The following is a 26313-nucleotide window of genomic DNA, read 5'->3' as shown; positions in this document are numbered from 1 at the left end:
ATTCCCATTGGAAACAAAAAAGATTCGCCTTCTACCGATATTTTTTTTGACTTTGCTACTATTTCTTATTTCTTTCTTAACTGCCTTAGGCCTTGGTTCTTTAAATCCATTGCTGATTCTTGTCTTATTCTATTTATTGTGGTATACGGGTAAAAAATTAGGGAATGACTTATTTTCATGGCGGCTTGATTTTACAACTGGTGTTTGCGTATTATTCTCGTTATTATTTTCTCTCATACTCGCTACTGGCAGTCGTATACAGTTTACACATGTCTCAGCAAGCTATGAAGAAACAACACTCGATCCATTTAGTTTTGTGCAGCTACTAATAGCTCTAGCAGCATTCTGTTATTTTTTGATCATATTACGTTTTATGGTCAACTACTTACTACAAATCAGTAGTTATCTAGGGGGAACTAACATAGACCTGCAGCCTACCTGGAAATTCTTTCTTCTTTTTACGATCATCATGCTCTTATGTTGGGCCCCTTATGCTGTTACGTTGTACCCTGGTGTCGTTTTACCAGATTCATTAAGTTCAGTCAGTCAAGCTCTTGGGGACACTGCCTTAAACAATCATCATCCTATATTATTTACGTTGGTTGTTAAATTTTTTATCGATATTTTACCAATAACAATTAATCATGGTGTTTTCTTGTTCTCCTTATTTCAATCGTTGATTACTGCTTTAGCACTCAGCTATTCCTTATGCTGGTTAATGAAGAAAAAAATAAGACTAGTGCCTGTGATGATCTCACTTGGTTATTTTTCACTCGCACCAGTTTTTCCCATCTATGTTTTGAATATGCAAAAAGATATTTTATTTTCTGTCGCATGTTTGTTATTCTCTTTAACTTTTTTTGATGTAATTACTAACAAAAACAAGCCTGCGATTGCACAGCAACTATCCTTCATCATATTTGCATTATTAACTACTTATTTGCGTAATAATGGTCTGTATGTTGTAATTGGATCTTTGATAATTTATGGGATATACACAATCAAGAACAAGAAGTATCAACCATTCATCCAAGTTACACTGAGTTATCTTTTTCTAGTAATTTTAGTATTCCAACCCTTGCTGAGTAGCTATGCTATTCCCTCACAAAGCGCAGAACAATTAGGTATTCCTTTACAACAAATTTCTCGAACCGTTGTGTTAGATGAAGGGCATATGTCAAAAAAAGATCAAGAATTTTTAAGTCAGATATTACCGATTGAAGATTATAAAGCTTATGCACCTAGCTTAGCTGATCCAGTTAAATGGCACAAAAATTTTAATAACGAATTTTTAAATGTGCATAAAAAAGAATTTTTGATGCTCTGGGCTAGAAATCTTCCTTCTAATTTGAAGATTTACATTGATGCATATATATTAGAAACATTTGGTTTTTGGGTCCCAGGCGTTAAAAATAGCTACGGATTCTTAGATACCCGTGTAAATGAGAATAGTTATGGGATCAAACAAGCGAATTTAATTGAGCGTTATACAGGTAGTTCTGGTCTCCAAACAATAATTGATCAACGTGATTTTTGGGGTTCTGGAACATTGTTGTGGTTATTTTTATTGAGTTTGTTTATATTACTGGTCAAGAAAAACACATATCCTATGGCTCTATTACTACCTGGAGGGCTCGTATTTCTGACGATTATGATAGCCACCCCAGTTGCTTTCAGTTTGCGATACGTTTTTATTCTGGCTTTAGGATTACCTATTTATTTACTAAGTCCTTTTTTACTCGAAAACGAAAATAAAACAACCACGATATAGGAGATTCTCATGAAGTTACTAAAAAAAACGATTACGGCTTTTTTACTTTTATTGATCAGTTATTGTATACTGCTGACTATTTCATTTAGCATTCCTCAACAACTAATACAAAAGAACACAGATAAATCTTTAAGTCTAATCGAAAGTGAAAGTTTGTATCCTATAATGAACCATGGAAACTCTGATGGGACCAAACTTGATAATTTCACAGATCACTTAATGATTCGTAAAACATCTAAAAAAAGCGACTTAAATGTACTCGAAAATGCGATGTATGTAGACAATTACCCTCGATACTGGCACGGTTACTTAATCTTTTTACGTCCTTTACTGATTATCATGAATGTAGGAAGTATTCGTTTGATTTACGCAGTTGTCTTATTCTTACTAATTGGATTGACGACTTATCACCTAATTAAACGTAGTGATATTTATCTTGGAATTGCTTTTTTAATTTCATTAGCAGTTGGAAATGCAGCTACTTTTTTCTTTAGTATGCAATTTTCAAATCTGTGGATCGTGACACTTTTAGCTATGCTACTTATGTTATGTAAACCCAAATATATTGAGAAATTTCAAAATATGCTTATTTTCTTTTTCATGGTCGGTTCACTGACTAATTTTTTTGATCTCTTGACAGTTCCTTTGATTTCTTGGGGAATACCAATGATCACGTACTACTATATCAACAATAAATATCCAACAAGTGAAAAAGAAAATGGAGAAAAACCATATGAACGTCTCGTATTCACTGGTGTTTTCTGGACGATTGGTTACGGACTCACTTGGTTTACTAAGTGGTTATTAGCTACTATTATTTTAAGAAAAAATGTCATTCATGATGCTCTTACCCAAATTCTATTTCGTACGGAAGGAAATGATGACTATCCTTTACAACGGATAGAAATGTTAAGAAAAAATGTCATATTGATGTATCCCAGAGTAACGCTTCTTATACTTGGAATCACTTGCTTTGTATTTTTAGTTATAGCGATAAAAAAAAGAAGTCGTACCTATCGATATACTAATTTAATTCGAACATTCTTTTTGTACAGTTTGACGGCTTTAACTCCTTACATTTGGCTCAATTTACTCGCAAATCATTCTGAAATCCATTTTTGGTTCACTTATCGTGGACAAATCATTACTGTTTTTTCAATCCTTTGTGGAGTTGCTTCCTTGATCCCACCTACACCAGATGATAAAAAATTGAATTTGTGATATTGATTTAGAAAAAAACAAACACCTAATAAATTACTAGAAGTATAGCACCCAAAAAAGTTAAATTTTTAACTTTTTAGAGTTCTACAAACTGTCCATTTATTAGGTGTTTTTTTATAACATAGAAATGAAAAAATTTTTATTTTCTAATTTAGTCTCGAATGAGTGTAAGATAGAAATAACTTTATTTATTGTTCGGTACTGATCGTCACAAACTTCACTTCAACGTATTCTTCTACGCCGAATGTGCCGTTTTCACGTCCAAACCCTGAATGTTTGACCCCACCAAATGGCGTCGCAGAATTTGAGATGGCTGTGTTATTGACACCCACCATGCCATATTGCAATTTATTGCTTACATTGTTGATCGTATGGATATTTGTCGCAAAGAAATAGGATGCTAAACCGAAGATCGTATCATTCGCATCTTTGATCACTTGCTCTTCTTCTTCAAACGTAATGATTGGGATCACTGGACCAAATGTTTCGTTATAGAAAATGTCCATTTCCTTTTTCACACCGTCTAGAACTGTTGGTTCAAAGAAAAAGCCATTTGCATAGTCTCCGTCTGTGAGTCGGTGACCACCCGCTAAGATCTCTGCGCCTTTAGCTACAGCATCTTTTAGCTGTTCTTCGACCTTTTCAACACCTTCTTGATTGATCAATGGTCCCGTAGTTGGATCATCCAGTCCATTGCCTACGGTCACTTCTTTGATTTTTTCCACGATCAATTTGGTTGCTTGCTCTTTGATCTCTTTATGGATAAAGATTCGATTCGGTGACGTACATACTTGCCCATTATTGATAAATTTTGTTTTGATCAGTGTATCTACGGCTAACTCTACATCCGCATCTGGGAAAATGATAAATGGCGCATGTCCACCTAACTCCATAGAAACTTTTTTCAAGGTAGGTGCTGCTTGTTCATTTAAGATTTGTCCGACTTCTGTTGAGCCAGTAAAGGTGATCTTTTGGATCTCATCCGATTCAGATAAAATCTTCCCGATCGTTGAGGAATCACCCATGACGATATTTACAACACCATCTGGAAAGCCAGCTTTATGAAATAGTTCCATTAACGCAAGTGCCGATAATGGCGTTGATTTTGCTGGTTTTAGGACAACCGTACACCCTGCGGCGATTGCCGGCGAGATTTTGCGAATGATCATGTTGGAAGGAAAGTTCCATGGTGTGATCGCACCTACGACACCGACTGGTTGTTTACGTGCTTGCCATTCTTTGCCATCAGGTGAAGGAATGATCTCTCCCATGATTCGTTGGCCTTGTGCCGCATTCCATCGAAGATTTTCGACATTTGTTTGGATCTCAGAAGAGGCTTGAGCAAGAGGTTTCCCTTGTTCCATCGTCATGATTTTTGCTAAACGTTCACGATCTTCTTCTACCAAATCAGCCATTTTGTTCATTAGTTTTGCTCGTTCACTTGGTGCTGTTATTGACCAGCCTTCAAATGCTTTATTCGCAGCTTCGATTGCTTCTTTTGTCTCTTTTTCGCCACCTTGTTGCACACTTACTAACGTTTCGCCAGTTGCCGGATTGATAACATCGACTGTGCCTTCAGATCCTTCAATCCATTTGCCATTAATATAAAGATGCGTTTCTACTTGCGGTAAATCATACTTGCCCATAGTTTGCCTCCTTTATTCTCAATTACATAACAACCGTAACATTAATAAAGTCAAACCTCAAACCATCTGTTTAAGGATAGTTTTTTGAAATCATTCGTATGAATCATATAGTTTTTTCTTATTTTTGAATAATAAAACTATAGTTCATTCAAAAGCTTTGTTACAATGACTTTAAGAAATACTTGCTTTTTATTCTATGACCAAAGGGGTGCTTTTATGGGACTATTTGATGGCTTGATGGGCAATGCCACTCAAAAAGATACAACGAATATTACGAGAGAAGTTCAAGAAATCTTGATTCCAACAGAACAGGTCGAGTTAGCATTCAAATTAGTACGCGATTTGATTATTTTTACGGATCGACGAATGATCATCGTTGATAAACAAGGAATGACTGGCAAAAAAAGCGAATATAAATCGATTCCTTATCGCTCGATTTCACGTTTTTCGATTGAAACAAGCGGACATTTCGATTTAGATGCCGAACTAAAGATTTGGATCTCTAGTGCAGAATTACCCGCTGAATCGCTACAATTCAGAAAAGATAAGAATATCATCGCCGTCCAACAAGCGCTAGCAGCGGCTGTTTTATCTTAATCTCACGATCAATAAAAAGAGCCTGCCCACCAAAACACTCCAAGCTTTGGTGGGCAGGCTGATTTTTAACTATTGACGACTGCTGTGAGAAACTCTTTTTTAAATAGTGAACACTTTATAATGCACGGCCTTCATTTTTTTGATCCTTTGCTCTTTTTTCTTTGAAGTTCTCTTTGTTTAGTTTAAGTTTTTTCATATTCTTCGCTTTGATTTTACTTATTTCTGCAAAAGAACGCTGTTTCATACCTTCGATTTCTTCTTTTCTTTTCTCTTTTATTTTATCCAGCTCTTTTTCTTCCATGATCCTTCTCCTTTCTTTTGAATCGCCTTGATTCCCTAAATCCCACTACAATCATAGGGTTTTAGGAAGTAGCATCAATCGACTAAGAAAATTGGACGTTCAAGTTATTTTCAATCCCACACATTGAATGGTTGAAAAATTTATCTCTCTTTATTTTTGTCGCTTTGCTCAACAGCTTGAGATTCCCCACTATGTAATGTTTCTTTTCTTTGTTGCTCTCCTTCTTTCTTCCTGTCCACTTCACTCATCGCTTGTTTTTTCATTGTTTCTAATTTTTGTTGTTGTCTTTCTCTAAGACTTTCTAATGTTTCGTATTCCATCGTAATCCCTCCTTTAGCAACTATTCTACTGAATAAATGTAGGCAGAACGAACGAATTTTTTTGAAAAATAAAAAAAGACTTTCCTTTATGGAAGAAAAGGAAAAATGATCTCTTACACTCAGCGACCATCTTGAGCAATGTGTCTATGTTTTAAACCGAACCAATAGATAAAAAAACTATCTATACCCACTTGATCAAGCGGATACAGACAGCTTTTTTCCATCTTATTTTACTGTTATTTGATCATTCGATGATTTTTGTTCTTTTTCAAGAAACTCTTTGAACCAATAGAAACTTTTCTTTGGTACACGTTTCATATCACGTAAATCATGATTCCCTCTATTCACGTAAACCATTCCGTATCTTTTTTCCATGTCTCCTTTTGAGCTAGGTAAATCAATCAACCCCCAACCAAGGTAGCCTAGCACTTCGCAGCCGTCAATATGCATAGCATCTTGCATCGCTTTGATGTGCTGTTCATGATAAAAAATTCGGTAATCGTCTTGAATGGGTTGGTTGTCCTCCCACTTTTCCTGAGTACCTATGCCGTTTTCGACAGGAAAAATCGGCACATCATATTTTTGATACATCTTGTTAATGATATCTCTAAACCCAAGGGGATCGATTCCTAGATCCCACTCATTCATTGAAACAAATGGGTTTTCTACTTCACCATACGTTAAATAATAATTTGGTGCTGCATCTGCTGGAATATTTTTATGACTGATGCTTCCAGTGCAATAGTAACTGAATGCTAAATAGTCACTTGTTGCTTTGCTGATTTCAGTAAGTTCTGTTTCTGTCATATCTACGTTCAAATGTTGTTTTTCAAACGTCAAAACTTGTTTTGAATAACCGCGTCCACAAAAGGCATCTAAAAGATTCTGATTGATAAATTCATCCCATTCTCTCGCAACTAATACATCTTTGGGGTGATTTGTCGCAGGGTACATATTGGAATAAGCGAGCATTCCACCGATTTGTCCATCGGTCGTTTCATGGATATAGTTAGCGATTTTGGCATGTGCGACCATGATATTATGCGCGATTTGATGAATATTATCCGCTGTATCTTCCGTATTCAATGTTCCACCATATAGCAGCGCTAAAGGTGTCGAATATAAGTTTTGTTCGTTGAACGTTACCCAATACTTCACTTTATGCTTGTAGCGGTCTACCATCTTTTTCCCATATTCCACAAAAGCATCTACGACATGTTTACTCATAAACCCTTCGTGATTTTGTGCAAGATGGAGTGGCATATCAAAATGATAAAGACAAAGCATCGGTTCGATATTCCGTTTCAACATCGCATCGATATAGCGATCATAAAATAAGAGTCCTTCTTCATTGAATGCCCCATCGCCCTGTGGATTGACGCGTGACCAAGACGTTTGAAAGCGATAGAAGTTCATGCCCATTTCTTGCATCAAATCGAGATCTTCTTCATATCTGTTGTAACGATCGATCCCATGTTTCCAATCCGAAGTAGTTTCAGTCGCCTCACGAATGTCATAAACAGATGGCCCTTTGCCACCTTCGTTCCAAGCACCTTCCGTTTGCATACTTGAGGAGGAATCTCCCCAGAAAAATTTTTTCTTTCCCAATCTTCTCATTCCAATCATTGTTCTATTAATCGTTCATCGATTTCTTTTAGTAATCTGTTTAAGAAAGACTCATTTCAGCGTTTGTACGAGCCACCCGTTCACTGATTTTTAAGAATGGCAGATAGAAGAATACCAAGGCAACGATAATAACTGCCTGCACAACGATTGCTCGCCAATCACCGGCTGTTGCTAAAAATCCACTTAAAAATGGTGGTGTCGTCCAAGGAATTGTCACCACGCAGCGATTGACTAGATCCATCGATGTTGCTAAATAGCCAATCGTCGTACCAACGATCGGGGATAATACAAAAGGAATGATCATCGGTAAGTTGAAGACGATCGGTAACCCGAAAATCACAGGTTCATTGATGTTGAAAATATTAGGACCTAACGCTAATTTGGACAAATCTTTATATGCTTGATAACGGCTAAAAATCAAAATGGCGATCACTAAAGCAATGGTTGAACCAGTACCACCCATCAAAGCACCATATACTTGATGGAACGCTGAGTTGATGATATGAGGCGCAGCTTCCCCATTCGCAGTCGCTGCCATGTTCTCATTCATATTGACCATCAATAATGGATCTAGGATCGGACCTGTGATGACCGATTGGTGAATCCCAAAAGAAAAGAGTAAATTCCCAAAGCAAACTAAAAATAAATAACCAAAAAATGAAGTCCCTACACCACGTAATGGTTCTTGGATGAATTGCTCAATGATCCTCATGAAATCATTTCCTGTTAGTTGGATCAGGAATGATGCAAAAGCAAACAATGACACGACAATAATCAATGGGAACATCGTGTTAAATGATTTTCCTACTGCTGGCGGAACGCTATCACCTAAGTTGACTTGTAATTTTTTAGAACGTGTCAAACGAATATATAGCTCTGTTGCCAATAATCCAGTAATGATCGCAGCAAAAACGCCTTTTGAACCAATATTCCCGTAACTGATGACCCCACCGATTTCCACAGCAGTCTCCGCACCGATTGGCGTTGTCTCGATCATTGTTGGAAGCAACGTCAAAAATGCTGGAACAACAGCGATCACGACACCAATCGGGTTATCATATTCTCTATTTTTTGATAAGAAATAGCCAATCGTGATCACAAGGATGATCCCAGTGATATTAAGGGTCGCGTTCGTAATAATCGAGCCCCAGTTTTGCCAAGAGACCATCGTATCCGCGCTGATCATATTTTGGAACCACCCCGATGGATCTAACACGACTGAATTAATTAAAATAGCAATACCCGCTAAAATGAATAAAGGCATAATAGTAGCAAATGAATCGCGTAACGTTCTTAAATAAATTTGATTACCGATTTTTTGAGCTGTTAACACAAATTTCCCCATCAAAGCTTCCCTTTTTCTCTCATCCATTTATTTGTACCTCCTAAATTGTCTATAGTTGTATACCAACTTTTAATACATAATATCACCTGTAAGCGTTTTTGTAAATACAATATTTATATTAGTGTATACTTATTTTTCGAATAAAAGAAAAAGACCTCACTTGATCGTTACAAGTAACGTCCTTTAACTATTATTTTTAATTGATATCCGCGACGATTTTTCCAGATGTGTAAGGATATCTTGTCTTAGATAAATCAAACGGCGTGCCATCATCAAAAAAGACGATCTGATTTGTTTCCAAGATTGGCTCTCCTACTTCAATCCCAAATTCTTCGCTGTCTAGATGATTGGCTTTAGAAGCAATGATCACGCGACGGGCCGCACTGACCACATACCCCAGCTCTTCTCTGATATAGTTATAGATCGAACCCTTCAAGATTTCTTCATCCAAATCTTTGATGTACTTGAGCGGCATGATCGAACTTTCAATACTTCTAGCCTCCCCATTGACATACCTCACACGCTTGATGTCATAGACCGGATCAGTCGCTTTTATTTGCAGCTCCTCGGATTCATAAGAAGTTGGAAAACGCACATCAAAGCGAATGATTTTACTCGTCACCTCTGTACCTTCTTGCGCAGAAGTGCCAAATACACTATTGATTTGCGTGACATTCTCATTGTCCTTTTTAATGTTACTTCTAACATATGTCCCTGAGCCTCGTCTTGTGTATAGTAAAGATTCGTCAATCAACAGTTGTATCGCTTTTCTAATCGTTACTCGGCTCGTATTGTAGGTTTTTGCTAAAGCTTCTTGATTCGGTAATAGCTCGCCTTCTTTAAACACCCCTTCAATGATTTTATTTTTCAAAGAGTGCGCGATTTCTATATATTTAGGCATATTTATTTCACCTCCAAAAATTTGTATACACTTATTATAATATTAGATAAACAACCAATTGTAAATAACCTTTACAACTATAACGAATAAATAATCGATTTGTTAACCTAATGTTTATTCATTTATCCAAATAAGCAATATTCGGAGCAAAAAAAGCCTTCAGAGAATCCCACTTCTCTGAAGGCCCTTTGCCACTCAAGGCTTTATCGCTTATTACCTATTGAATTTTATCATGTTTGATCAAAAATAAACGTACAACTATTTCTGATTTTCGCAATTATTGCTTTATTACGAACAAACATGTTTTCAATTTTTACTTCGCCAAACGGTAGATGGCATCCGCATAAATCGCCGTAGCACGGAATAAGTCATCTAGACTCATAAATTCGTTTGCTTGGTGCATCGTATCTGTGTAACCTGGGAACATTGCGCCATAAGCGACCCCACGTTTCAATAAACGTCCGTATGTGCCGCCACCGATGATTTGTTCGTAGCCTTTTTCGCCAGTATGATCTTCGTAGACTTGCAACAATGTTTCAACCAATGGATCATCCATTGGTACATAATGTGGTTCCATCACACGAGCGCCACGAGTGACAGTTGCGCCTTCTGCTGCGACTGTTTCATTCAGCTTGCTTTCCAATTCATCTGTAGTCGTGCCTTTAGGGAAACGGAAATTCATGTTGATGTAGTTATCGTCTTCTGATCCATTTTCTTTAAACGCAAACAAGCCAGCGTTCATTGTTAGTTTACCCATTTTTTCATCTTCATGAGCAACGCCTAGTTTCTCGCCATAGAAGTCTTCATGGACGTAGGCTGCTGCCACATGGATGAATTGTTTGGCTGCACCAATAAACTCGTAGTTATCAAGGAAGCTTGCTAAGAAAGAGCCTGCGTTGATCCCAGATTGTGGGCTTGCACCGTGTGCGCCTTTACCAACTACATTGATCGTGACAAATGTATGCTCTGCTTCGATCGTTCCGCTGATTGGATTTGCTTCAACAAATTCGTAAAATGCTTTTTCTAAAGCAATCGCTGAATCTGCACTTGGTACTTCAATTTTTGCAGTTGCTGTTCCTGGCACCATGTTTTCACGTAAACCAGACGTAAATGATTTCAATACATAGTCGCCGGCATTATCGCCTTTAAAACGCAAAGCAAAAGAAACATTTCCTTTTTCTCCGTTGATGATCGGGAATTCTGCATCTGGTGAGAAACCAAAATCAGGTTCTTCTTCATGTTCAAAGTAGTAAGCCATGTCTGCCCAACCACTCTCTTCATCGCTACCTACGACAAAACGAACTTTTTTCGATAATTCTAAGTCTAAGTCTTTGATGATTTTCATTGCATAGTATGCAGCCATACTTGGTCCTTTGTCATCGCTTGATCCGCGAGCAAAGATTTTCCCATCCTTGATTACTGGTTCGTAAGGGTCTGTATCCCAGCCATCGCCAGCTGGTACAACGTCCATATGTCCAAAAATACCTAACGTTTCGTCCCCTTCACCTAGATCGATGTGACCTGCGTAATTGTCCACGTTTTTTACAACGAAACCATCACGTTCGCCATATGCAAGCATGTGTTTCAATGCGTCACGAGGACCAGGTCCAAACGGTGCATCTTCCGTTGCTTGTGAATCATCACGTTCACTGCTCACGCGTAAAAGATTTTTTAAGTCTTCAAGCAAGTCTTCTTTACGTGCTTCGACTTCTTTTTGCCAATTGATTGTCATAAAGTTACTCCTCCACTCATTCAGTCTACGAGTTCATCATAACATAAATCAGGAGAATTGTTTAAAAAATCAGACAACGGCTAAACGAAACAGTTTTTTCCTTAAAAATTATGGGCTATAATGAAAAAAAGGAGGTTTCCCCATGGAATTAAACGAAAAACTACTCCAGCAAGTGATTACTCCTCGTCCTATTGAATCGCATAAAGGTACGTATGGCAAAGTCGTGCTGATTGGCGGAAATGAACAGTTCGGTGGTGCGATCATCATGAGCGCATTAGCAGCTGTCCATAGTGGTGCTGGTTTAACGACTGTCGTGACTGATCCTAACAACCACGTGGCAGTCCATAGTCATTTACCTGAGGCAATGGTGGGAGATTGGACAAATAAAGAAACATGGCATTCGGCTTTTGAAGATGCTGATGTCTTACTCATTGGTCCAGGGTTAGGAACTAACCAACAAAATCTTGAGCTTCTGCAATTTGTCCTGACCAATCAAACGAAAAAGCAATGGCTCGTCATTGATGGCTCCGCCTTGACGTTACTTGCTACACATTCCCTTGCCCTACCTTATCCAGAACAAACCGTACTCACCCCGCATCAAATGGAATGGCAACGGGTCAGCGGTTTGAACTTGGATGAGCAAACTCAGGAACATAATCAGCAAAAGCAGCAAGAATTAGGTGCATTCCTTGTTTTAAAAAGTCATCAAACGACGATCTATGGGCCAAAAGGGAACTATCCCAATCCAGCCGGCTCACCAGCAATGGCTACTGGGGGGATGGGTGATACTTTAGCTGGCATGATTGCTGGTTTTTTAGCTCAGTTTCCCAAAAACGAAAAAACGATCAGTGCCGCTGTCTATTTGCATAGTTTTATTGGTGACCAATTAGCAAAAGAGCAGTATGTCGTTTTACCGACTCAAATCAGTAAAGAAATCCCAAAATGGATGCATTATTTTAGCCAAAAATAGAAGGAGCAGACGCATGGAAAAATATACTGGCTACATCAGAGAGCCTTTTTATTACGAAACCGACCAAATGGGAATCATTCATCACAGCAATTATATCCGTTGGTTTGAAGAAGCACGTGTTGCATTATTGGAACATTTAGACTTTAGTTATAAGAAAATCGAAGAACAAGGAATCATTATTCCTGTATTAGGTGTGAGTTGCGAATACAAAGAGATGATCCGCTATGGCGATAGTATTCGTATCCAACCGATCATCGAGAGCTACACGGGAACGCGCCTAAATTTCCGCTATGAGATCTATGGTACAGAAGATCAGCGATTACGAACAACTGGTACGAGCCAACATTGTTTCCTGCTCGCAGAAAACCAACGTTTAGCAAAACTAAGTCGTATCAATCCCGAATTAGATGCCTTATTTCACAATTATGCAAAACTCGATACAGATCACGCTTCTGAAACAATCAAAAAATAAGTTAAAAAATAAGTGTTTTTTCTTGCCTTTTAACCTCCGATTTGTATAATGGAAAGAAAAAAAGCAGGTGATTATGATGTATGTCGTGAAAGTACTACACGGTTATATTGATAAAACTGGCTGTCGCACACGTGAAAAAAACCCGGAAAACTTGCTTGTCTTCAAAGACAAAAAAGAATCAGAAACCTTTGCCAATCAAATCGGTGGTCGTGTCAAACAACTGCAGGAAGTTCGCCCAAATTGACTGTTGCTTTCGTGAAAGGATGAGATGTTCGCATCATGGATATGTATTGAAAAGAGTCGACAAACCAATCGGTTGGCGGCTCTATTTTTGTGCTTTTCTCCATGGAGTACCTTGCTAGAAAACCTTGTGCTGTTCTCATCAAAGGTTATGCTATACTGATGATAGTTCAATTGAAAGGAGTGTACTATGGGGAATAATTTGCAGCAACAAGCATATGAAGCAATCCGACAACAAATCATCTATTCTGAATTAGCGCCAGGGAGCAAACTTTCTGACAAAGTATTAGAAGAACAACTAGCAATCGGGCGTACGCCGATTCGAGAAGCGTTGATCCAACTCAGAAATCAGGAATTGATCAAAACGATTCCTCAATCTGGTACATACATATCAAAAATCGATATTCGTTCCGCGGACTTAGCCCGTTACATGCGAGAGAAGTTAGAACAACCGATTTTACAAGAATGCAGTGCAAAAATGAACGACACGGATCATCAATACTTAGAGTCGATTTTAGAAAAGACAGATCAAGCGATTCTGGCACAAGATAAAAAAGCATTCTTCCTGTTAGACAAAGCGTTTCACCGAACATGCTATAAAATAGCTGGGAAAGAAGAAATCTGGACGTGGCTCGAAAGCTACAGCACCCACTTAGATCGTTTTCGTTGGTTACGTTTGACCATTTCTGAATTGGGTTGGGGGCGTGTTTTAGATGAACATCAAATCCTTTTAAAATCGATGAATGAACATTTACTAGATGAAGTAAGTTTTCTATGCAACCTCCATCTCCATATGATCATTGAAGAACAAGAACAAGTGATCCTTCATTATCCAAATTATTTTGAAGTAAACTCCGAAGTATGAATAAAAAGGCGCAACGCTCCGGAACTTGCAAGAGCGATTGCGTCTTCTTATTCCAAAAGACTTACACTGACTGAACAAGCCACTCACAAAGTTGCGAATCATATGGCCAGACCATAGCGATCTCTAGCACATATGGCGAGAATCCTACACGATTCAACGTCTTTGAAAAGCTCATTGCTGCAATCTCACTTAATGCCCGAATCTTAGACTGATGACGATAGCCGAAAAATCGCCAAAGTTCAATTTTTTTCTGTTGTGTGTATAAGGTAGGATCAAGTGTTTCAAGATGATGATACAATTCGTGCGCTAAAATCAAAGCCGTCACTTGTTCTAATGGCAGTGCAGTAATCGTTGTCTGTTCGAATTTCTGGATTGCTTCCGCCATTAAACAAATCCCTGTTTTTTCATCATAAGTCGCGAGCGTCAATCGATCATTCAGCCAGGGTTTTTCTCCATAAGAAATCGCGACATCAAATCTCTGACAAAGCGCATGTATATTTCGCGTATCGTACTGTCGGCTGATTGTTTCAGCTAGTATTTCTCCACTTTTCCTCGCTACTTCTCCCCACTCTTGTTGCTCTGACTTTGAGAGTTTCCCAGCTAAAAGCTCTCGTTGGAATTGATAATCAATCCACTGTTTGTCAGAAATTTTCAGTAATTTTAAAATCAATGTATCCAATTTATTTTTGCTTGATATTTCCGGCAATCACGATCACTTCTTCCTCAGGATCCAACATCGAGATTTCTAGTTCCATCAGTAGTTGCAGTTGTTCAAATTCTGTTGCTGAAAAATCTGCGACACGTGCACCGATACATAAATAAAACTCCGGTCGAGCAATCAGTTCCGTTTGATAGACTGCTAACTCTTCCCACAACTGTTGAACTGCGGAGAGATACTGTTCAGCCGTAGTTTTCAGACATTTCGCATACCCTCTTTGTACTTTGATGAACCCTTTTTGGTCGATGATCCGTAAAGCGCCGATCGAATGTTCTGGCTGATCTTCTCCAATCACGTAAAAGAAGGCAGTATTGGCGAATAACCGAACCTCGTCCAAGGATAGCCTTAGGTCTTCCGCAGCCAATTCCAGCGCTTCTATTTCACTGATCTGCTTAGTTAAATCAGTCGCTTTGACTTCCGTTGAACCTGTGGCAATTGCTGTGACTTTTGAAGTTTGTGGATCGATTTCGACATGAACTTCAATCGATTCTGGTGTCGCGCCAGATTCGATTGCTTTATTCATCGCTTCATTTTTCAGTCCTCGAATATCTTCTTTACTCGGCGAAGGAATGATCCGTTCAACCACATCTCTCACCATCGCTAACGCCACACCGATAGAAGAGATCACTTCCGCATTTTCTGGTATCGAGTACTTGACGCCCATTTTTTGACTAAAATAAGTAATCAAAGAAGCCGCTCCGCCACCTACACCTACTAAAGAGATTTGTTCTTTTTCTAATTGATATTTTTCTGCCAGTCCCAAGATAACTGGTTCGATTTTTGCATAAGCTTTCGCCATAATTTGTTCAGCAATAGCTTCCACAGTAGTCTGACAATAAGCAGCTAAAGCTTCCATGGCTTTTCTCGCAGATTCAGGATCTCCATATGAAAAGTGTTCTTCTTGGACAAGTCCGAGCACATTGGCTGCACATGTATTGGTGATAGTGACTTCTTTTCCGTCAGCTAATACGACTTTGACATAATCAGCTGGGTCCCCTTCAACAGGTGAGAAAAAGACGATCTTTGGTTGATCGATCGCTTCAACCGGAGTGAATACGGCATAATCTAGTCCAGCGATATGAGCAGAACGTGGACCCACATCAAGGATTCCCGTACGGTCTGCCCGAACCATCGAACCACCTGCGACGCCTAAGACACGAACATCTAAAGATGAAATATAAGTTGCATGCCCGCCGACTACGGAATAATCGATTGCCGGGCGGCCGTTCCTAATGACACCGATATTTGTCGTTGTTCCTCCTACTTCAAAATACACACCATTTGATGCACGTAAATACATCAAGGAGCCCATTACAGAAGCTGCTGGACCTGAAAGCATCGTCAACACGGGACGTTTTTTCATTTCAGTGATCTCCATCACCCCGCCATCTCCGCGCATGATCATTAATGAAACATTCACACCGGCAGCTCTAACAGAGCGTTCCGTCGATGTCGCAGTTTCCAGCATTTTAGGCAAAATCGAAGCGTTGATCGCTGCCGTTCGTGTTCTTCTCGTCAATCCATAAAGCTTTGTGATCTCAGAAGCCATCGTCGTTGGTATCCCTTGTTCTGATGCAAGTGAATATATGATTTGTTCCGGTTCACTATTATCTACGCCAAAAGCCATTGAAGATACTAAAACTTCTGCCTTTTCTTTTTTCAGAGCATTAATCGTCTCCAATACGCGTTCATTCGTCAACTGTTTGATTGGGACGAAGACGTTGGCAATGTCAATTTTTCGATTATTTCCTAAATCGATTGGAGCTAAGCGGGTTTGTCTTTTCGCCAGAAAACCTTCAAACCCACCTTTTGCCATACCAATCACTCCTACTTTGGCAACATCCCCCTCAATCAATGCGTTCGTCGCTTGAGTAGTAGAATGCGCAACGAAAACGACATCTTCCGGGCTGATTTTGTTTTCCATTAAACAATTTTGAAATGATTGTACGACGCCAGCTGCTACCCCATCAGGATGGTGATGTGTCGTTTTGACAGATGATTTACCAATGATCTCATGTGTCGCATTATCGATTGCGACTGCTTTTGTATGGGTACCACCTACATCGATTCCCATTCTTACTGCACGATCCATTTTTGCGCCTCCCAATTTTTTACTTTCTTCAACCATCAAAAATTACCATACAGGATCCACGTCAAGAGACAGACGATCACACCGATCGCCCATCCTGTCGGAATCGATTTTTTCATGAACTCACGAGAGGAAACCTTGGTATACCCTAGTCCCCAAGCGATCCATGATTGCGTAATATCTAAATGCTGCGGCGCAATGGTCGTCGTCGCAAAGAGTGGAAATAAAAATGCGACCGGCATCGTCGGATTGACTGCCAATACTACCGCTAAAATCGCTGAACCTGAACCAACTAAACTCAGTGGCCCACGGAAGAAACCAAGAGGCGTCAACACGGCAAAGGCGAGTGCCAACACAAAAGGTGTCTGCGGAATAAAATCTCCAAGAATCGCAGAGAAATAGGAAGAGGCATATACAGCAGAATTATTGAACATAGCGAGAGTCATTAAAAAGCCAACCATCGGCGCCACATCTGTCGCACCATCTGTAAATAATTTAGCGAATTGTCGACAGATTTCCTTATAGCCTCCACGTAGTTTCCCTGTAAATAGCAATGCCCAGATCCCTGCTAACATAAAACCAAGAATGATCGGAATCTCTAAGACTACTACGCCTAATACAGGAATAACTACCGCTAACCAGGAAATCATTGGTGCCTCGCCTCCTTCTCTTGGAAGTTCAGCTGCCATTGCATAGCGTTTTTTGGGATTCATTGATATATTAGCGACGAATAAAACAATGACTAAACTCACGATCATCCCAATCAGTCCGATTTGAAAATAATCGTTATATGTATAATTCTCAGCCGCAGAGTTAAACCCCGCATAAATCGTTTGATATTGCTTGAAATTGACGATATTTGCAAAGATTCCCGCCATGATCGAGCCCATGAATGCAAATAAAGCAATCGATGACGAAATCCCTAACGACATCAAGATCGGTAAAACGATCACAGCAATTGAAATCACTGGGCCGATACCTGTCATCGACATAAAGATGATTGCTGTCACAATACATAAAAGGCTCATTGTGATACGCGGTTTATCCCCACCAAGCTCCACGACTTTTCGGATCAATGTAGCCGCTATTCCACTATCCACTAACACTCGCCCAAAAAAAGCACCAAAGAAAACATTCACTAAAATTGATTTTGCATACTCCGCTGGGCCAGTAGCATATACATGTGTCAACACATCAATGATCGTCTGTCCTTCCATCGCGGCATTCGGCGAGAAAAAATTCCCAATCAAAGCTAATCCCATCCAAATCGTCGCCATGATTGCTAAACCGACCATTAAATTAAAACCTTTCACACAATACCAAACCATAAAAAAGAACGATAAAATCAACAGCACACCAATAATCATCTCACTCATCGACTCACTCCATTCTATTTTGTTTAACTGATATATCAGTTGGTTCATTCTACCTCACAAAGAAATCGCTTTCATTAAATTTCGACAATAGACTAAAGCCATCTGATTAAAGAAGATTCATTATGGAACCTTGAAATGTTTTGCTAAAAAACACTACGTTTAGATACCATCATCTCTAGGTTTGTTCGCTAGGATATACATGGCTGTTTGTCAAAACTCTTTTTCAAAAAAATATCACACACCTTCTTTATCTAGTTATTTCAATCTTTTTCTATATAACAAAGAATTTATTGATAGATAAAAAAAACACATCTAAGAAAACATAGATGTGTCAGATTGTAGACAAAGTACTTATTTATAGTGCTTTGTCTTTTTTTATACGTTAAAATAAAACTATGAATTGGAGGTGTAACCCGATGCTCTCAAAACAAAATATGAGTAAGCGTGCACAGATGGGCTTTTTTGCTCTTGAGGACTTAGTTCCCCAAGACCATTTATTACGACAAATGGATCAGTTTATTGATTTTTCTTTTATTTATGATTTGGTAAAAGATAAATATGATGAAACCCAAGGACGGCCAAGCTTAGATCCCGTTCTTCTGATCAAGTTACCGATGATTCAATACTTTTTTGGTATTAAAAGCATGAGACAAACCATCAAAGAAATTGAAGTGAACAACGCTTATCGATGGTTTTTGGGGTTAGGGTTAGAAGATGCAGTTCCTCATTTTTCTACATTTGGTAAAAACTATACGAGACGGTTCAAAGGAACCACTACGTTTGAACAAATCTTTTATGAGATTTTAGCACAATGTATGACGGAAGGAATCGTTGATACCTCTGAAATTTTTATTGATGGGACGCATATTAAAGCACATGCGAATCGAAACAAGAAAGAATCCGTCGAAGTGATGGATCAAGCCTTCTTTTATACGGAAAAATTGACAAAAGAAATTGAAAAAGATCGAGAAAAACGCCTAAAAAAGCCCTTAAAAGAAACAAACGCAGAAACTAAAACGGCCATGAAAAAAACAAGTACTACTGATCCTGAAAGTGGTTGGTTTCATAAAGGTGAGCATAAAGAAGTTTTTGCATATAGCGCACAAGTGGCATGTGATAAAAACGGCTGGATACTAGGTTATACGACCCACCCAGGAAACTTACATGATAGTCGGACGTTTATTTCTTTATTTAAAAAGCTCAAAGGAGCTTTTACTTTAGATAAATTGATTATGGATGCTGGGTATAAAACGCCAGCAATCGCTCAATTACTTCTCGAAGAAAAGCTGACCCCTGTTTTCCCCTATAAACGACCAATGACGAAAGCAGGCTATTTCAAGAAGAACGATTATGCCTACGATGAATACTATGATTGTTATATCTGTCCCAATGATAAGATCCTCTCTTATTCGACAACGAATCGAAAGGGATATTTAGAATACAAAAGTAATCCAGAAGAATGTAAAAATTGTCCTGTTCTATCTACTTGTACAAATTCAAAAAATCATACAAAAGTCATCACCAGACATATTTGGGCGAAAGCAATCGAACGATGTGAGGAAATACGTCATCAAAGAAGTTTTAAAGACCTATATAGAAAAAGAAAAGAAACAATTGAACGAATTTTTGGTACAGCAAAGGAATTTCATGGATTACGTTATACGAATCAAATAGGAATAGAAAAAATGCACATGAAAATTGGGCTTACTTTTGCCTGTCTAAATATGAAAAAACTAATAAAAATCAAAAAAGGGAGAGCAAGAAAGGAGTGTTTTTCTTTAGAAAAACAAAGAAATTTCTCTTTTATTCTTGAAATCGTACATATAAAAAAGACAAACCTCATTTTTACATAAGGTTTGTCTACAATCTGACACATCTAAGAAAACATAGATGTGTTTTTATTCTAATACTTATTTAGCTAAAGCGTCTTTTGCTTGGTCAGCTAATGCAGTAAATGCTGCTGCATCGTGGACAGCCAAGTCAGCTAACATTTTGCGGTTGATGTCGATTTCAGCTAATTTCAAACCGTGCATCAATTTTGAGTAGCTTAAGCCATTCATACGAGCCGCTGCGTTGATACGAGCGATCCACAATTTACGGAAGTCGCGTTTCTTTTGACGACGATCGCGATATGCGTAGTTGTATGAATTCATTACTTGTTCTTTTGCTGTTTTAAATAAAGTGTGTTTTGAACCGTAGTAACCTTTTGCTAATTTCAGCATTTTTTTGCGACGTTTACGAGTTACTGTTCCACCTTTTACACGTGCCATGTATAATTCCTCCTAATAAAAATAGATCTTTAAATTTCAGTGATTTTTCGTTCTTATTTCATTTTTGCTAGTTGTTGACGAATACGTTTGAAATCGCCACTAGAAACCATGCGCGCTTTACGTAATTGACGGCGTTGTTTTTTAGTTTTGCCGTGGAAACGGTGACTTGTAAACGCACGGAAGCGTTTCAATCCGCCTTTACCAGTACGTTTGAAACGTTTTGCTGATCCGCGGTGTGTTTTTTGTTTTGGCATGACTATATTTCCTCCTCAAAATCTTTCGTTATCCGACTATTGACTGTCCAACAATCAGTTAGTCATTCAAATTACTTACTGTCGTTTTTCGGTGCCAGCGTCAAGAACATGCTGCGTCCGTCCATTTTCGCTTTTTGTTCCACTGTTGCAATATCAGCAGTTTCTTCAGCTAAGCGATCTAAGACTTTTTGACCAATTTCTTTGTGGGTAATGGCACGGCCTTTGAAACGGATAGAAGCTTTCACTTTATCGCCTTTCTCTAAGAACTTACGTGCATTACGAAGTTTTGTATTGAAGTCATTCAAATCAATTGTTGGACTTAAACGAACTTCTTTTACATTGATCACTTTTTGTTTTTTACGCGCTTCGCGGTCTTTCTTTTGTTGCTCGAAACGGTATTTTCCGTAGTCCATGATTCGCGCTACTGGTGGTTTTGCACCTGGAGCAACTAACACAAGATCCAAGTTTGATTGTTCTGCAATTTGCAATGCTTCTGCTTTTGACTTAACTCCTAATTGCTCACCATCTGAACCGATCAATCGTAATTCACGTGCACGAATGCCGTCGTTAACCATCATATCCTTTGCTATGGTCATTCACCTCCAAATATTATGAGAGAAAGAAAAGCTTACCGAATAAACGGCAATAAAAAAACGAGTTCTTTTGATAGAACCCGCACGTACTCCATCTACATTACATCATAGATGAAAACTATCTAGCCCAGTGACTGTATCAACTAAGGCGAGAAGCGGGTGCTTCTGCTTTTATTTCTCAACTCAATTATCTTATCAAATTCAATTCTATTTGTCAAACCTTTTTTCTTACTTTATAGTACGTCTCCCAATCTTATTAAAGAAGCTCCACTATGGATTCGAATTCACTGATCATTTTATCAGTCATGCCACCTTTGTCTACTTAATAGCTTTCATTTTATATAACTGCCATACTATCAATTTTAAATAACTAAATAATGAGTATTTTAATTCAAAGAAAAAAGAAGTATCTATTTATACAACTATTTTTTCGCGTTTTCAAAAAAGGTACTAAAACCTTAAAAACCAACACAATAACAAACTATATCATTTATATCTGTGTGATTTTTATTACCTACACATCGGTATAAACTGGTTCGTATCTCCTTATTTTTTCTGATAATCTTATTTTAAGATAACAAAACAAAGAGTAACGGACGAATATTCCAATTCTTTCTTTCGTTATCTAAAAACTATTTTTACTTATGGAGGGAAAAATGAAAAAACAAATTTTGGGTACAGTTTTATGCTCGGGTATTTTATTCGGAGCAAGTTTAGCGATTGGGGAGCAAGATGCTTCTGCACATGGTTACGTACAATCGCCAATCAGTCGTGCGTATCAAGGACACTTGGATCGTAACGTTAATTTAGCTGCAGCAGTAGCAAAATATGGTCCTGTGATTTATGAACCACAATCATTAGAAACTGCTAAAGGTTTCCCAGCAGCTGGTCCTGCTGACGGACGCATCGCTTCTGCAAACGGTGCGGTTGGAGGAAGCTTTTTACTAGACAACCAAACAGAAACAATGTGGACAAAACAAAACTTAGATACAGGTGTGAATACCTTCAGATGGCGTTATACACAATCTCATCGTACAACTAAATGGCATTACTATATTACTAAAGTAGGTTGGAACCCAAATGCGCCATTAAAACGTAGCGATTTGGAATTATTAGCAACGATCGATCATGGTGGGGCGCAAGCTTCAACAAACCCTTCACACTCAGTGAATATCCCTAATGACCGTCTTGGTTATCATGTTGTTTTAGCTGTTTGGGATATCCATGATACAGGTGCTGCCTTCTACCAAGTAGTCGATGTCAACTTGAAAGGTGACTCAGCAATTCCTGTCGCACCAACTGCACCACAAAATGTTCGTGCAACGAACGTAACTTCTTCAACTGTACAATTAGCTTGGAACAGTCAAGCAAATACTGCGTCTTACAACGTTTACCGCGATGGCGCATTGATCGGAAATACAACATCTCCAGATTTCAGTGATGCTAACTTAACTGCTGATACTTCTTACAACTATGAGATCGAAGCAGTTGGTCAAACTGGCTTAGTCTCTGCTAAAACAGCATTGACAGTGAAAACAGCAACAGAAAATACACAAGAAAAACCAACGACACCAACTCATTTACACTCTATGGGTCAAACAAGCTCAAGTGTTTCATTGATGTGGGGTGCTTCAACTCACTCGAAAGGAATCAAACAATACAATATCTACCGTAACAATCAATTGATCGGCTCAACAAGCGATACTGTATTCGACGTGACTGGATTAGCTGCAAACACTGCTTACTCATTCACAGTTCGCGCAGTCAGCAACACGGATGAATTATCTGAAGCAAGTAACGTATTGTCAATCACGACTGATCGCGATGACAACGGTGGAGACGGTGGCGGTGAAGTGAATCCTGGACGTCAATGGACAGTAGGAAGCCTATTTTCACCTGTTTCATATACAGCTGGTGAAGAAGTGATCCATAATGGTGTGACTTATATCACTTGGCAATCTCACTTGAACTATGGAGATACTAACTGGGCTCCTGGAATTGCTCATTCATTATTCTATCCTAAATAAACAAAACCTTATAAACGTAATTAAAACGATAATATAGAAAACGTTCCATAGAAACAAAACTCCAATAAAGTTGAGGCATAAACCGAAGTTTTGACCTCAAAATCAGTCAGCACCTGCGAAGTCCGGCTCGGATTTTGCGAGTGCTGATTTTTTTTAACAGGCCTTCCACTACCCTCTCTGTATCCAATTCCTTCTATAATATGTAGAATAGCTTCTAGTTGCTGTTTTGGCAATTGAAAAGTTAATATATAAAGATCTACGTCCATAAAAGATGACACACCAATCTCCAAACTTTATATGTTAAATAAATGAGAAAAATTAAAAAATAACAACAGATTACAAGGGTTCATTTTTTGAAAGAAAAAAATTTTCATCATCATATTCCCCTTTTGTTTTTGTATATGCAAAATAAAAAACAAATTTCAAATAAAATAATCAATAAAATAGCCTTTAAATCAATATTTATTCATATTAGGAATAATACCACCACAACTTGGAGTCAAGACCCAATTTTACCTAATGGTCGGTATAAACAGATTATCAAAAGTTGCTATTCTCTGATAATATTAAATACAGATAACAACGAAACACATCGATCAAGTAATAAACATCGACTTCACTAGTTATCTAAAATATCATTTTATCTATGGAGGGAAACATGAAAAAACAAATTTTAGCAACAGTTTTATGCTCTAGCGTTTTAGTAGGAGTAGGATTATCTATCGGAGGACAAGACGCTTCAGCTCACGGTTACGTGCAGTCACCAATCAGTCGTTCTTATCAAGGACACCGTGACCGCCTAGTTAACCACAATGCAGCATTAGCACAATACGGTCCAGTAATTTACGAACCACAATCATTAGAAGCATTGAAAGGCTTCCCAGCTGCTGGTCCTGCTGACGGACGCATCGCTTCTGCAAACGGCGCGGTTGGAAACAACTTCAACTTAGACCGTCAGACTGCGACAATGTGGACAAAACAAGACTTGAATACAGGTCCTAATACTTTCACTTGGCGCTATACACAATCTCATAGTACAACTAAATGGCATTACTATATTACAAAAGCAGATTGGAATCCAAATGATCAATTAGATCGTAGCGATTTTGAGTTACTAACGACAATCAACCACGGTGGAGCTCAAGCTGCAACGAACCCATCACACTCAGTGAATATCCCTAGCGACCGTCTTGGTTACCATGTTGTTTTAGCAGTTTGGGATGTACACGATACAGCAATGGCATTCTACCAAGTAATCGACGTGAACTTGAAAGGTGACTCAGCAATTCCAGTAGCCCCAACTGCACCACGTAACGTTCGCGCAACTGACGTGACTTCTTCAACTGCTCAATTGACTTGGGATGGACAAGCAAATGCTTCATCATTCAACGTTTACCGTGACGGTCAATTATTAGGCAATACAGCTTCACCAGATTTCAGCGATCAAAACTTAACTGCGGAAACTACATACACATATGAAATCGAAGCAGTAGGCCAAACAGGATTAGTTTCTGAAAGAACAGCTCTATCTGTAACAACTTTATCTGAAACTGCAGAAGAAAAACCAACTGCACCTAGAAACTTACATTCAATGGGCCAAACAAGCTCAAGCGTTTCATTGATGTGGGGAGCTTCAACTCACTCGAAAGGAATCAAACAATATGATATCTTCCGTAATGGCGAGTTGATTGGTTCAACTGCTGAAACTGTTTTTGAAGTAGAAGGTTTAACTCCTGAAACACAATACTCATTTGTTATTCGCGCAATCAGCAATGAAGGCGATGTTTCAGAAGCAAGTAACACATTAACAATCACAACTGATCGCGATGAAAATGGCGGCGACAATGGTGGTGACAATGGCAACGGTGGCGGCGAAGTCGTTACTGGACGTCAATGGACAGTAGGAAGCTTCTTCTCACCAGTTTCTTATACAGCAGGTGAAGAAGTTGTCCACAACGGTGTGACTTACATCACTTGGCAGTCTCACTTGAACTATGGTGATACAAACTGGGCACCAGGAATTGCTCACTCACTATTCTTCCCTAAATAATTCAACTCACTAACCCTTGATCGACTAAACGACGATTAAAGTAAAAAAGACAATCACTCATTTGTGGTTGTCTTTTTTTGCATTCATTACTTAGATAAAACAAAGTTCAATTGGAGCTAGAACGCTTTATACGATTAGTCCTCTACGCGTTTCGACTAGCTTTTTTTCAATCATTTGCAACACTTGCGCTTTCGCTGTAGCGTCTTCTACAAAATTCAAGCAGTCTCCATCGATTTGGATCTTGGGACTTTCATTGTACGCGTCATACCATTGATCATAACGTCGATTCAATTCTTGATAATATTCATATAGATTCGGGTCAAAAGAAAGTTGCTCATACGCGCGCCCTCTTTTTTCGATCCGTTCCAACATCGTCGAAAAAGATACGCGAATATGAACTAATAGATCCGGATGTTTTTTTGATGCAGCGTATGGAAGTTCTTCCATCATATTCGCCAGTAATTCATCATACACTTGGACTTCTGTTTTTGTTGCTCGTCCTAGATCCGCATTTAAATGAAATAATAATGAATCCTCGTAGATCGAACGGTCTAACACATTATTATCGTCTTGCATCGCTTGCTTGATACTTGCAAATCGCTTATTCAAAAAATAAATTTGCAATAAAAACGCATATTGTTCCGGGTTTGCATAAAACAAAGGCAATACCTCGTTGTCATCGATCGATTCATAAAATGCCTGACTCTTAAAATGGTCAGCAATCATTTTGGTTAAGCTTGATTTCCCTGCTCCTATCGTTCCTGCTAAAACAATCACACTAATTGTCCTCCAACTCTCTCACCCACTAAATACAGTGCTTTTTTCTCACGTTTTTAAATATAACCCCAATATCTTGTGGTGTCAAATAGATTCGGTGAATTTTATTACCTAAAAAAAATCAAAATTTTATTAAGAAAATGACGTTTTTT

At 38.5% G+C, this 26313-nt stretch carries 24 protein-coding genes and 1 other annotated feature; of the genes, 10 read left to right on the top strand and 14 right to left on the bottom strand.

The window, feature by feature from the left end:
* The first annotated feature begins 7 nt into the window (after positions 1-7).
* Together IGL24_RS01370 and IGL24_RS01365 are read left to right on the top strand one after the other, a co-directional pair.
* Positions 8-1771, top strand: a complete 1764-nt coding sequence (locus IGL24_RS01370; RefSeq protein ID WP_242699795.1) for a DUF6020 family protein — start codon at positions 8-10, stop codon at positions 1769-1771.
* A 9-nt stretch (positions 1772-1780) separates the two neighbouring features.
* The gene (locus IGL24_RS01365) at positions 1781-2992 is read left to right on the top strand and encodes a hypothetical protein (RefSeq protein ID WP_207700248.1); all 1212 of its coding nucleotides are present in this window, start codon (positions 1781-1783) and stop codon (positions 2990-2992) included.
* Between the two features lie 188 nt (positions 2993-3180).
* Here IGL24_RS01365 and IGL24_RS01360 read toward each other — a convergent pair whose 3' ends face one another.
* Positions 3181-4638: an NAD-dependent succinate-semialdehyde dehydrogenase gene (locus tag IGL24_RS01360; protein ID WP_207700247.1), complete on the bottom strand. Its 1458-nt coding sequence runs from the start codon at positions 4636-4638 to the stop codon at positions 3181-3183.
* A gap of 216 nt (positions 4639-4854) precedes the next feature.
* Here IGL24_RS01360 and IGL24_RS01355 point away from each other — a divergent pair, with 216 nt between their 5' ends.
* Positions 4855-5235, top strand: a complete 381-nt coding sequence (locus tag IGL24_RS01355; RefSeq protein ID WP_206856837.1) for a PH domain-containing protein — start codon at positions 4855-4857, stop codon at positions 5233-5235.
* Between the two features lie 115 nt (positions 5236-5350).
* On the opposite strand, the gene IGL24_RS01350 is transcribed toward IGL24_RS01355, so the two are convergent.
* The 6 genes from IGL24_RS01350 to pepV form a co-directional block, all read right to left on the bottom strand.
* Positions 5351-5536, bottom strand: a complete 186-nt coding sequence (locus IGL24_RS01350) for a hypothetical protein (RefSeq protein WP_206856838.1) — start codon at positions 5534-5536, stop codon at positions 5351-5353.
* Positions 5537-5676: 140 nt separating this feature from the next.
* A complete protein-coding gene (locus IGL24_RS01345; protein ID WP_206856840.1) occupies positions 5677-5856 on the bottom strand; it encodes a hypothetical protein in 180 nt (59 codons plus the stop codon).
* A gap of 225 nt (positions 5857-6081) precedes the next feature.
* Positions 6082-7473, bottom strand: coding sequence for a glycoside hydrolase family 1 protein (locus IGL24_RS01340; RefSeq protein ID WP_207700246.1), 1392 nt, complete (start codon positions 7471-7473; stop codon positions 6082-6084).
* A 49-nt stretch (positions 7474-7522) separates the two neighbouring features.
* A complete protein-coding gene (locus tag IGL24_RS01335; RefSeq protein ID WP_206856842.1) occupies positions 7523-8854 on the bottom strand; it encodes a PTS sugar transporter subunit IIC in 1332 nt (443 codons plus the stop codon).
* A gap of 169 nt (positions 8855-9023) precedes the next feature.
* The gene (locus tag IGL24_RS01330) at positions 9024-9728 is read right to left on the bottom strand and encodes a GntR family transcriptional regulator (protein WP_206856843.1); all 705 of its coding nucleotides are present in this window, start codon (positions 9726-9728) and stop codon (positions 9024-9026) included.
* Positions 9729-10041: 313 nt separating this feature from the next.
* Positions 10042-11460 (bottom strand): dipeptidase PepV, encoded by a 1419-nt coding sequence (pepV, locus tag IGL24_RS01325; RefSeq protein ID WP_206856848.1) that lies wholly within the window; start codon positions 11458-11460, stop codon positions 10042-10044.
* A gap of 142 nt (positions 11461-11602) precedes the next feature.
* On the opposite strand from pepV, the gene IGL24_RS01320 reads away from it, so the two are divergent.
* From IGL24_RS01320 to IGL24_RS01305, 4 genes are all read left to right on the top strand, one after another.
* Complete coding sequence (locus tag IGL24_RS01320; protein ID WP_207700286.1) at positions 11603-12430, top strand: NAD(P)H-hydrate dehydratase; 828 nt, start codon at positions 11603-11605, stop codon at positions 12428-12430.
* A gap of 13 nt (positions 12431-12443) precedes the next feature.
* The gene (locus IGL24_RS01315; RefSeq protein WP_207700287.1) at positions 12444-12902 is read left to right on the top strand and encodes an acyl-CoA thioesterase; all 459 of its coding nucleotides are present in this window, start codon (positions 12444-12446) and stop codon (positions 12900-12902) included.
* Positions 12903-12987: 85 nt separating this feature from the next.
* Entirely contained in the window at positions 12988-13146 is a 159-nt protein-coding gene (locus IGL24_RS01310) for a hypothetical protein (protein WP_429968520.1), read from the top strand.
* 186 nt (positions 13147-13332) lie between these two features.
* Entirely contained in the window at positions 13333-14007 is a 675-nt protein-coding gene (locus IGL24_RS01305) for a GntR family transcriptional regulator (RefSeq protein WP_207700289.1), read from the top strand.
* Between the two features lie 61 nt (positions 14008-14068).
* On the opposite strand, the gene IGL24_RS01300 is transcribed toward IGL24_RS01305, so the two are convergent.
* From IGL24_RS01300 to IGL24_RS01290, 3 genes are read right to left on the bottom strand one after another with little or no spacing between them, the layout of a single operon-like run.
* Positions 14069-14713, bottom strand: coding sequence for a hypothetical protein (locus IGL24_RS01300; RefSeq protein ID WP_207700290.1), 645 nt, complete (start codon positions 14711-14713; stop codon positions 14069-14071).
* Complete coding sequence (locus IGL24_RS01295) at positions 14688-16817, bottom strand: hydantoinase/oxoprolinase family protein (protein ID WP_207700291.1); 2130 nt, start codon at positions 16815-16817, stop codon at positions 14688-14690. Before IGL24_RS01295 ends, IGL24_RS01300 begins: the two co-directional genes overlap by 26 nt.
* A gap of 35 nt (positions 16818-16852) precedes the next feature.
* Positions 16853-18190, bottom strand: a complete 1338-nt coding sequence (locus IGL24_RS01290) for a citrate transporter (RefSeq protein WP_207700292.1) — start codon at positions 18188-18190, stop codon at positions 16853-16855.
* A 416-nt stretch (positions 18191-18606) separates the two neighbouring features.
* Between IGL24_RS01290 and IGL24_RS01285 the strand changes: the two genes are divergently transcribed.
* Positions 18607-20043: an IS1182 family transposase gene (locus IGL24_RS01285; RefSeq protein WP_429966271.1), complete on the top strand. Its 1437-nt coding sequence runs from the start codon at positions 18607-18609 to the stop codon at positions 20041-20043.
* Positions 20044-20100: 57 nt separating this feature from the next.
* On the opposite strand, the gene rplT is transcribed toward IGL24_RS01285, so the two are convergent.
* The 3 genes from rplT to infC form a co-directional block, all read right to left on the bottom strand.
* Positions 20101-20460, bottom strand: coding sequence for a 50S ribosomal protein L20 (gene rplT / locus IGL24_RS01280; RefSeq protein ID WP_019723984.1), 360 nt, complete (start codon positions 20458-20460; stop codon positions 20101-20103).
* A gap of 53 nt (positions 20461-20513) precedes the next feature.
* Complete coding sequence (rpmI, locus tag IGL24_RS01275) at positions 20514-20714, bottom strand: 50S ribosomal protein L35 (protein ID WP_010736566.1); 201 nt, start codon at positions 20712-20714, stop codon at positions 20514-20516.
* A gap of 71 nt (positions 20715-20785) precedes the next feature.
* Positions 20786-21310: a translation initiation factor IF-3 gene (gene infC / locus IGL24_RS01270; protein WP_010736567.1), complete on the bottom strand. Its 525-nt coding sequence runs from the start codon at positions 21308-21310 to the stop codon at positions 20786-20788.
* A gap of 43 nt (positions 21311-21353) precedes the next feature.
* Positions 21354-21484 (bottom strand) — a sequence feature (ribosomal protein L20 leader region).
* Between the two features lie 479 nt (positions 21485-21963).
* Between infC and IGL24_RS01265 the strand changes: the two genes are divergently transcribed.
* Both IGL24_RS01265 and IGL24_RS01260 read left to right on the top strand, forming a co-directional pair.
* The gene (locus IGL24_RS01265) at positions 21964-23334 is read left to right on the top strand and encodes a lytic polysaccharide monooxygenase (protein ID WP_207699242.1); all 1371 of its coding nucleotides are present in this window, start codon (positions 21964-21966) and stop codon (positions 23332-23334) included.
* A 658-nt stretch (positions 23335-23992) separates the two neighbouring features.
* The gene (locus IGL24_RS01260; protein ID WP_207699243.1) at positions 23993-25384 is read left to right on the top strand and encodes a lytic polysaccharide monooxygenase; all 1392 of its coding nucleotides are present in this window, start codon (positions 23993-23995) and stop codon (positions 25382-25384) included.
* Between the two features lie 126 nt (positions 25385-25510).
* On the opposite strand, the gene IGL24_RS01255 is transcribed toward IGL24_RS01260, so the two are convergent.
* On the bottom strand, positions 25511-26161 hold the full coding sequence (locus IGL24_RS01255; RefSeq protein WP_207699244.1) for a deoxynucleoside kinase: 651 nt from the start codon (positions 26159-26161) through the stop codon (positions 25511-25513).
* Positions 26162-26313: the final 152 nt, after the last annotated feature.

It is taken from the genome of Enterococcus sp. DIV2371 (genome assembly GCF_050498525.1).
In the GTDB taxonomy this organism is placed as follows: Bacteria; Bacillota; Bacilli; order Lactobacillales; family Enterococcaceae; genus Enterococcus_B; species Enterococcus_B mangumiae.
The sequence above is the reverse complement of the archived record's forward strand: the minus strand, read 5'-3'. Positions and strand labels throughout refer to the sequence as shown.

Bases quoted from the DNA above. Each gene is read 5' to 3' on its own strand.
- IGL24_RS01365 (WP_207700248.1), top strand. From the start codon at position 1,781: ATGAAGTTACTAAAAAAAACGATTACGGCTTTTTTACTTTTATTGATC.
- IGL24_RS01360 (WP_207700247.1), bottom strand. From the start codon at position 4,638: ATGGGCAAGTATGATTTACCGCAAGTAGAAACGCATCTTTATATTAAT.
- IGL24_RS01355 (WP_206856837.1), top strand. From the start codon at position 4,855: ATGGGACTATTTGATGGCTTGATGGGCAATGCCACTCAAAAAGATACA.
- IGL24_RS01350 (WP_206856838.1), bottom strand. From the start codon at position 5,536: ATGGAAGAAAAAGAGCTGGATAAAATAAAAGAGAAAAGAAAAGAAGAA.
- IGL24_RS01345 (WP_206856840.1), bottom strand. From the start codon at position 5,856: ATGGAATACGAAACATTAGAAAGTCTTAGAGAAAGACAACAACAAAAA.
- IGL24_RS01340 (WP_207700246.1), bottom strand. From the start codon at position 7,473: ATGAGAAGATTGGGAAAGAAAAAATTTTTCTGGGGAGATTCCTCCTCA.
- IGL24_RS01335 (WP_206856842.1), bottom strand. From the start codon at position 8,854: ATGGATGAGAGAAAAAGGGAAGCTTTGATGGGGAAATTTGTGTTAACA.
- IGL24_RS01330 (WP_206856843.1), bottom strand. From the start codon at position 9,728: ATGCCTAAATATATAGAAATCGCGCACTCTTTGAAAAATAAAATCATT.
- pepV (WP_206856848.1), bottom strand. From the start codon at position 11,460: ATGACAATCAATTGGCAAAAAGAAGTCGAAGCACGTAAAGAAGACTTG.
- IGL24_RS01320 (WP_207700286.1), top strand. From the start codon at position 11,603: ATGGAATTAAACGAAAAACTACTCCAGCAAGTGATTACTCCTCGTCCT.
- IGL24_RS01315 (WP_207700287.1), top strand. From the start codon at position 12,444: ATGGAAAAATATACTGGCTACATCAGAGAGCCTTTTTATTACGAAACC.
- IGL24_RS01305 (WP_207700289.1), top strand. From the start codon at position 13,333: ATGGGGAATAATTTGCAGCAACAAGCATATGAAGCAATCCGACAACAA.
- IGL24_RS01295 (WP_207700291.1), bottom strand. From the start codon at position 16,817: ATGGATCGTGCAGTAAGAATGGGAATCGATGTAGGTGGTACCCATACA.
- IGL24_RS01290 (WP_207700292.1), bottom strand. From the start codon at position 18,190: ATGAGTGAGATGATTATTGGTGTGCTGTTGATTTTATCGTTCTTTTTT.
- IGL24_RS01285 (WP_429966271.1), top strand. From the start codon at position 18,607: ATGCTCTCAAAACAAAATATGAGTAAGCGTGCACAGATGGGCTTTTTT.
- rplT (WP_019723984.1), bottom strand. From the start codon at position 20,460: ATGGCACGTGTAAAAGGTGGAACAGTAACTCGTAAACGTCGCAAAAAA.
- rpmI (WP_010736566.1), bottom strand. From the start codon at position 20,714: ATGCCAAAACAAAAAACACACCGCGGATCAGCAAAACGTTTCAAACGT.
- infC (WP_010736567.1), bottom strand. From the start codon at position 21,310: ATGACCATAGCAAAGGATATGATGGTTAACGACGGCATTCGTGCACGT.
- IGL24_RS01265 (WP_207699242.1), top strand. From the start codon at position 21,964: ATGAAAAAACAAATTTTGGGTACAGTTTTATGCTCGGGTATTTTATTC.
- IGL24_RS01260 (WP_207699243.1), top strand. From the start codon at position 23,993: ATGAAAAAACAAATTTTAGCAACAGTTTTATGCTCTAGCGTTTTAGTA.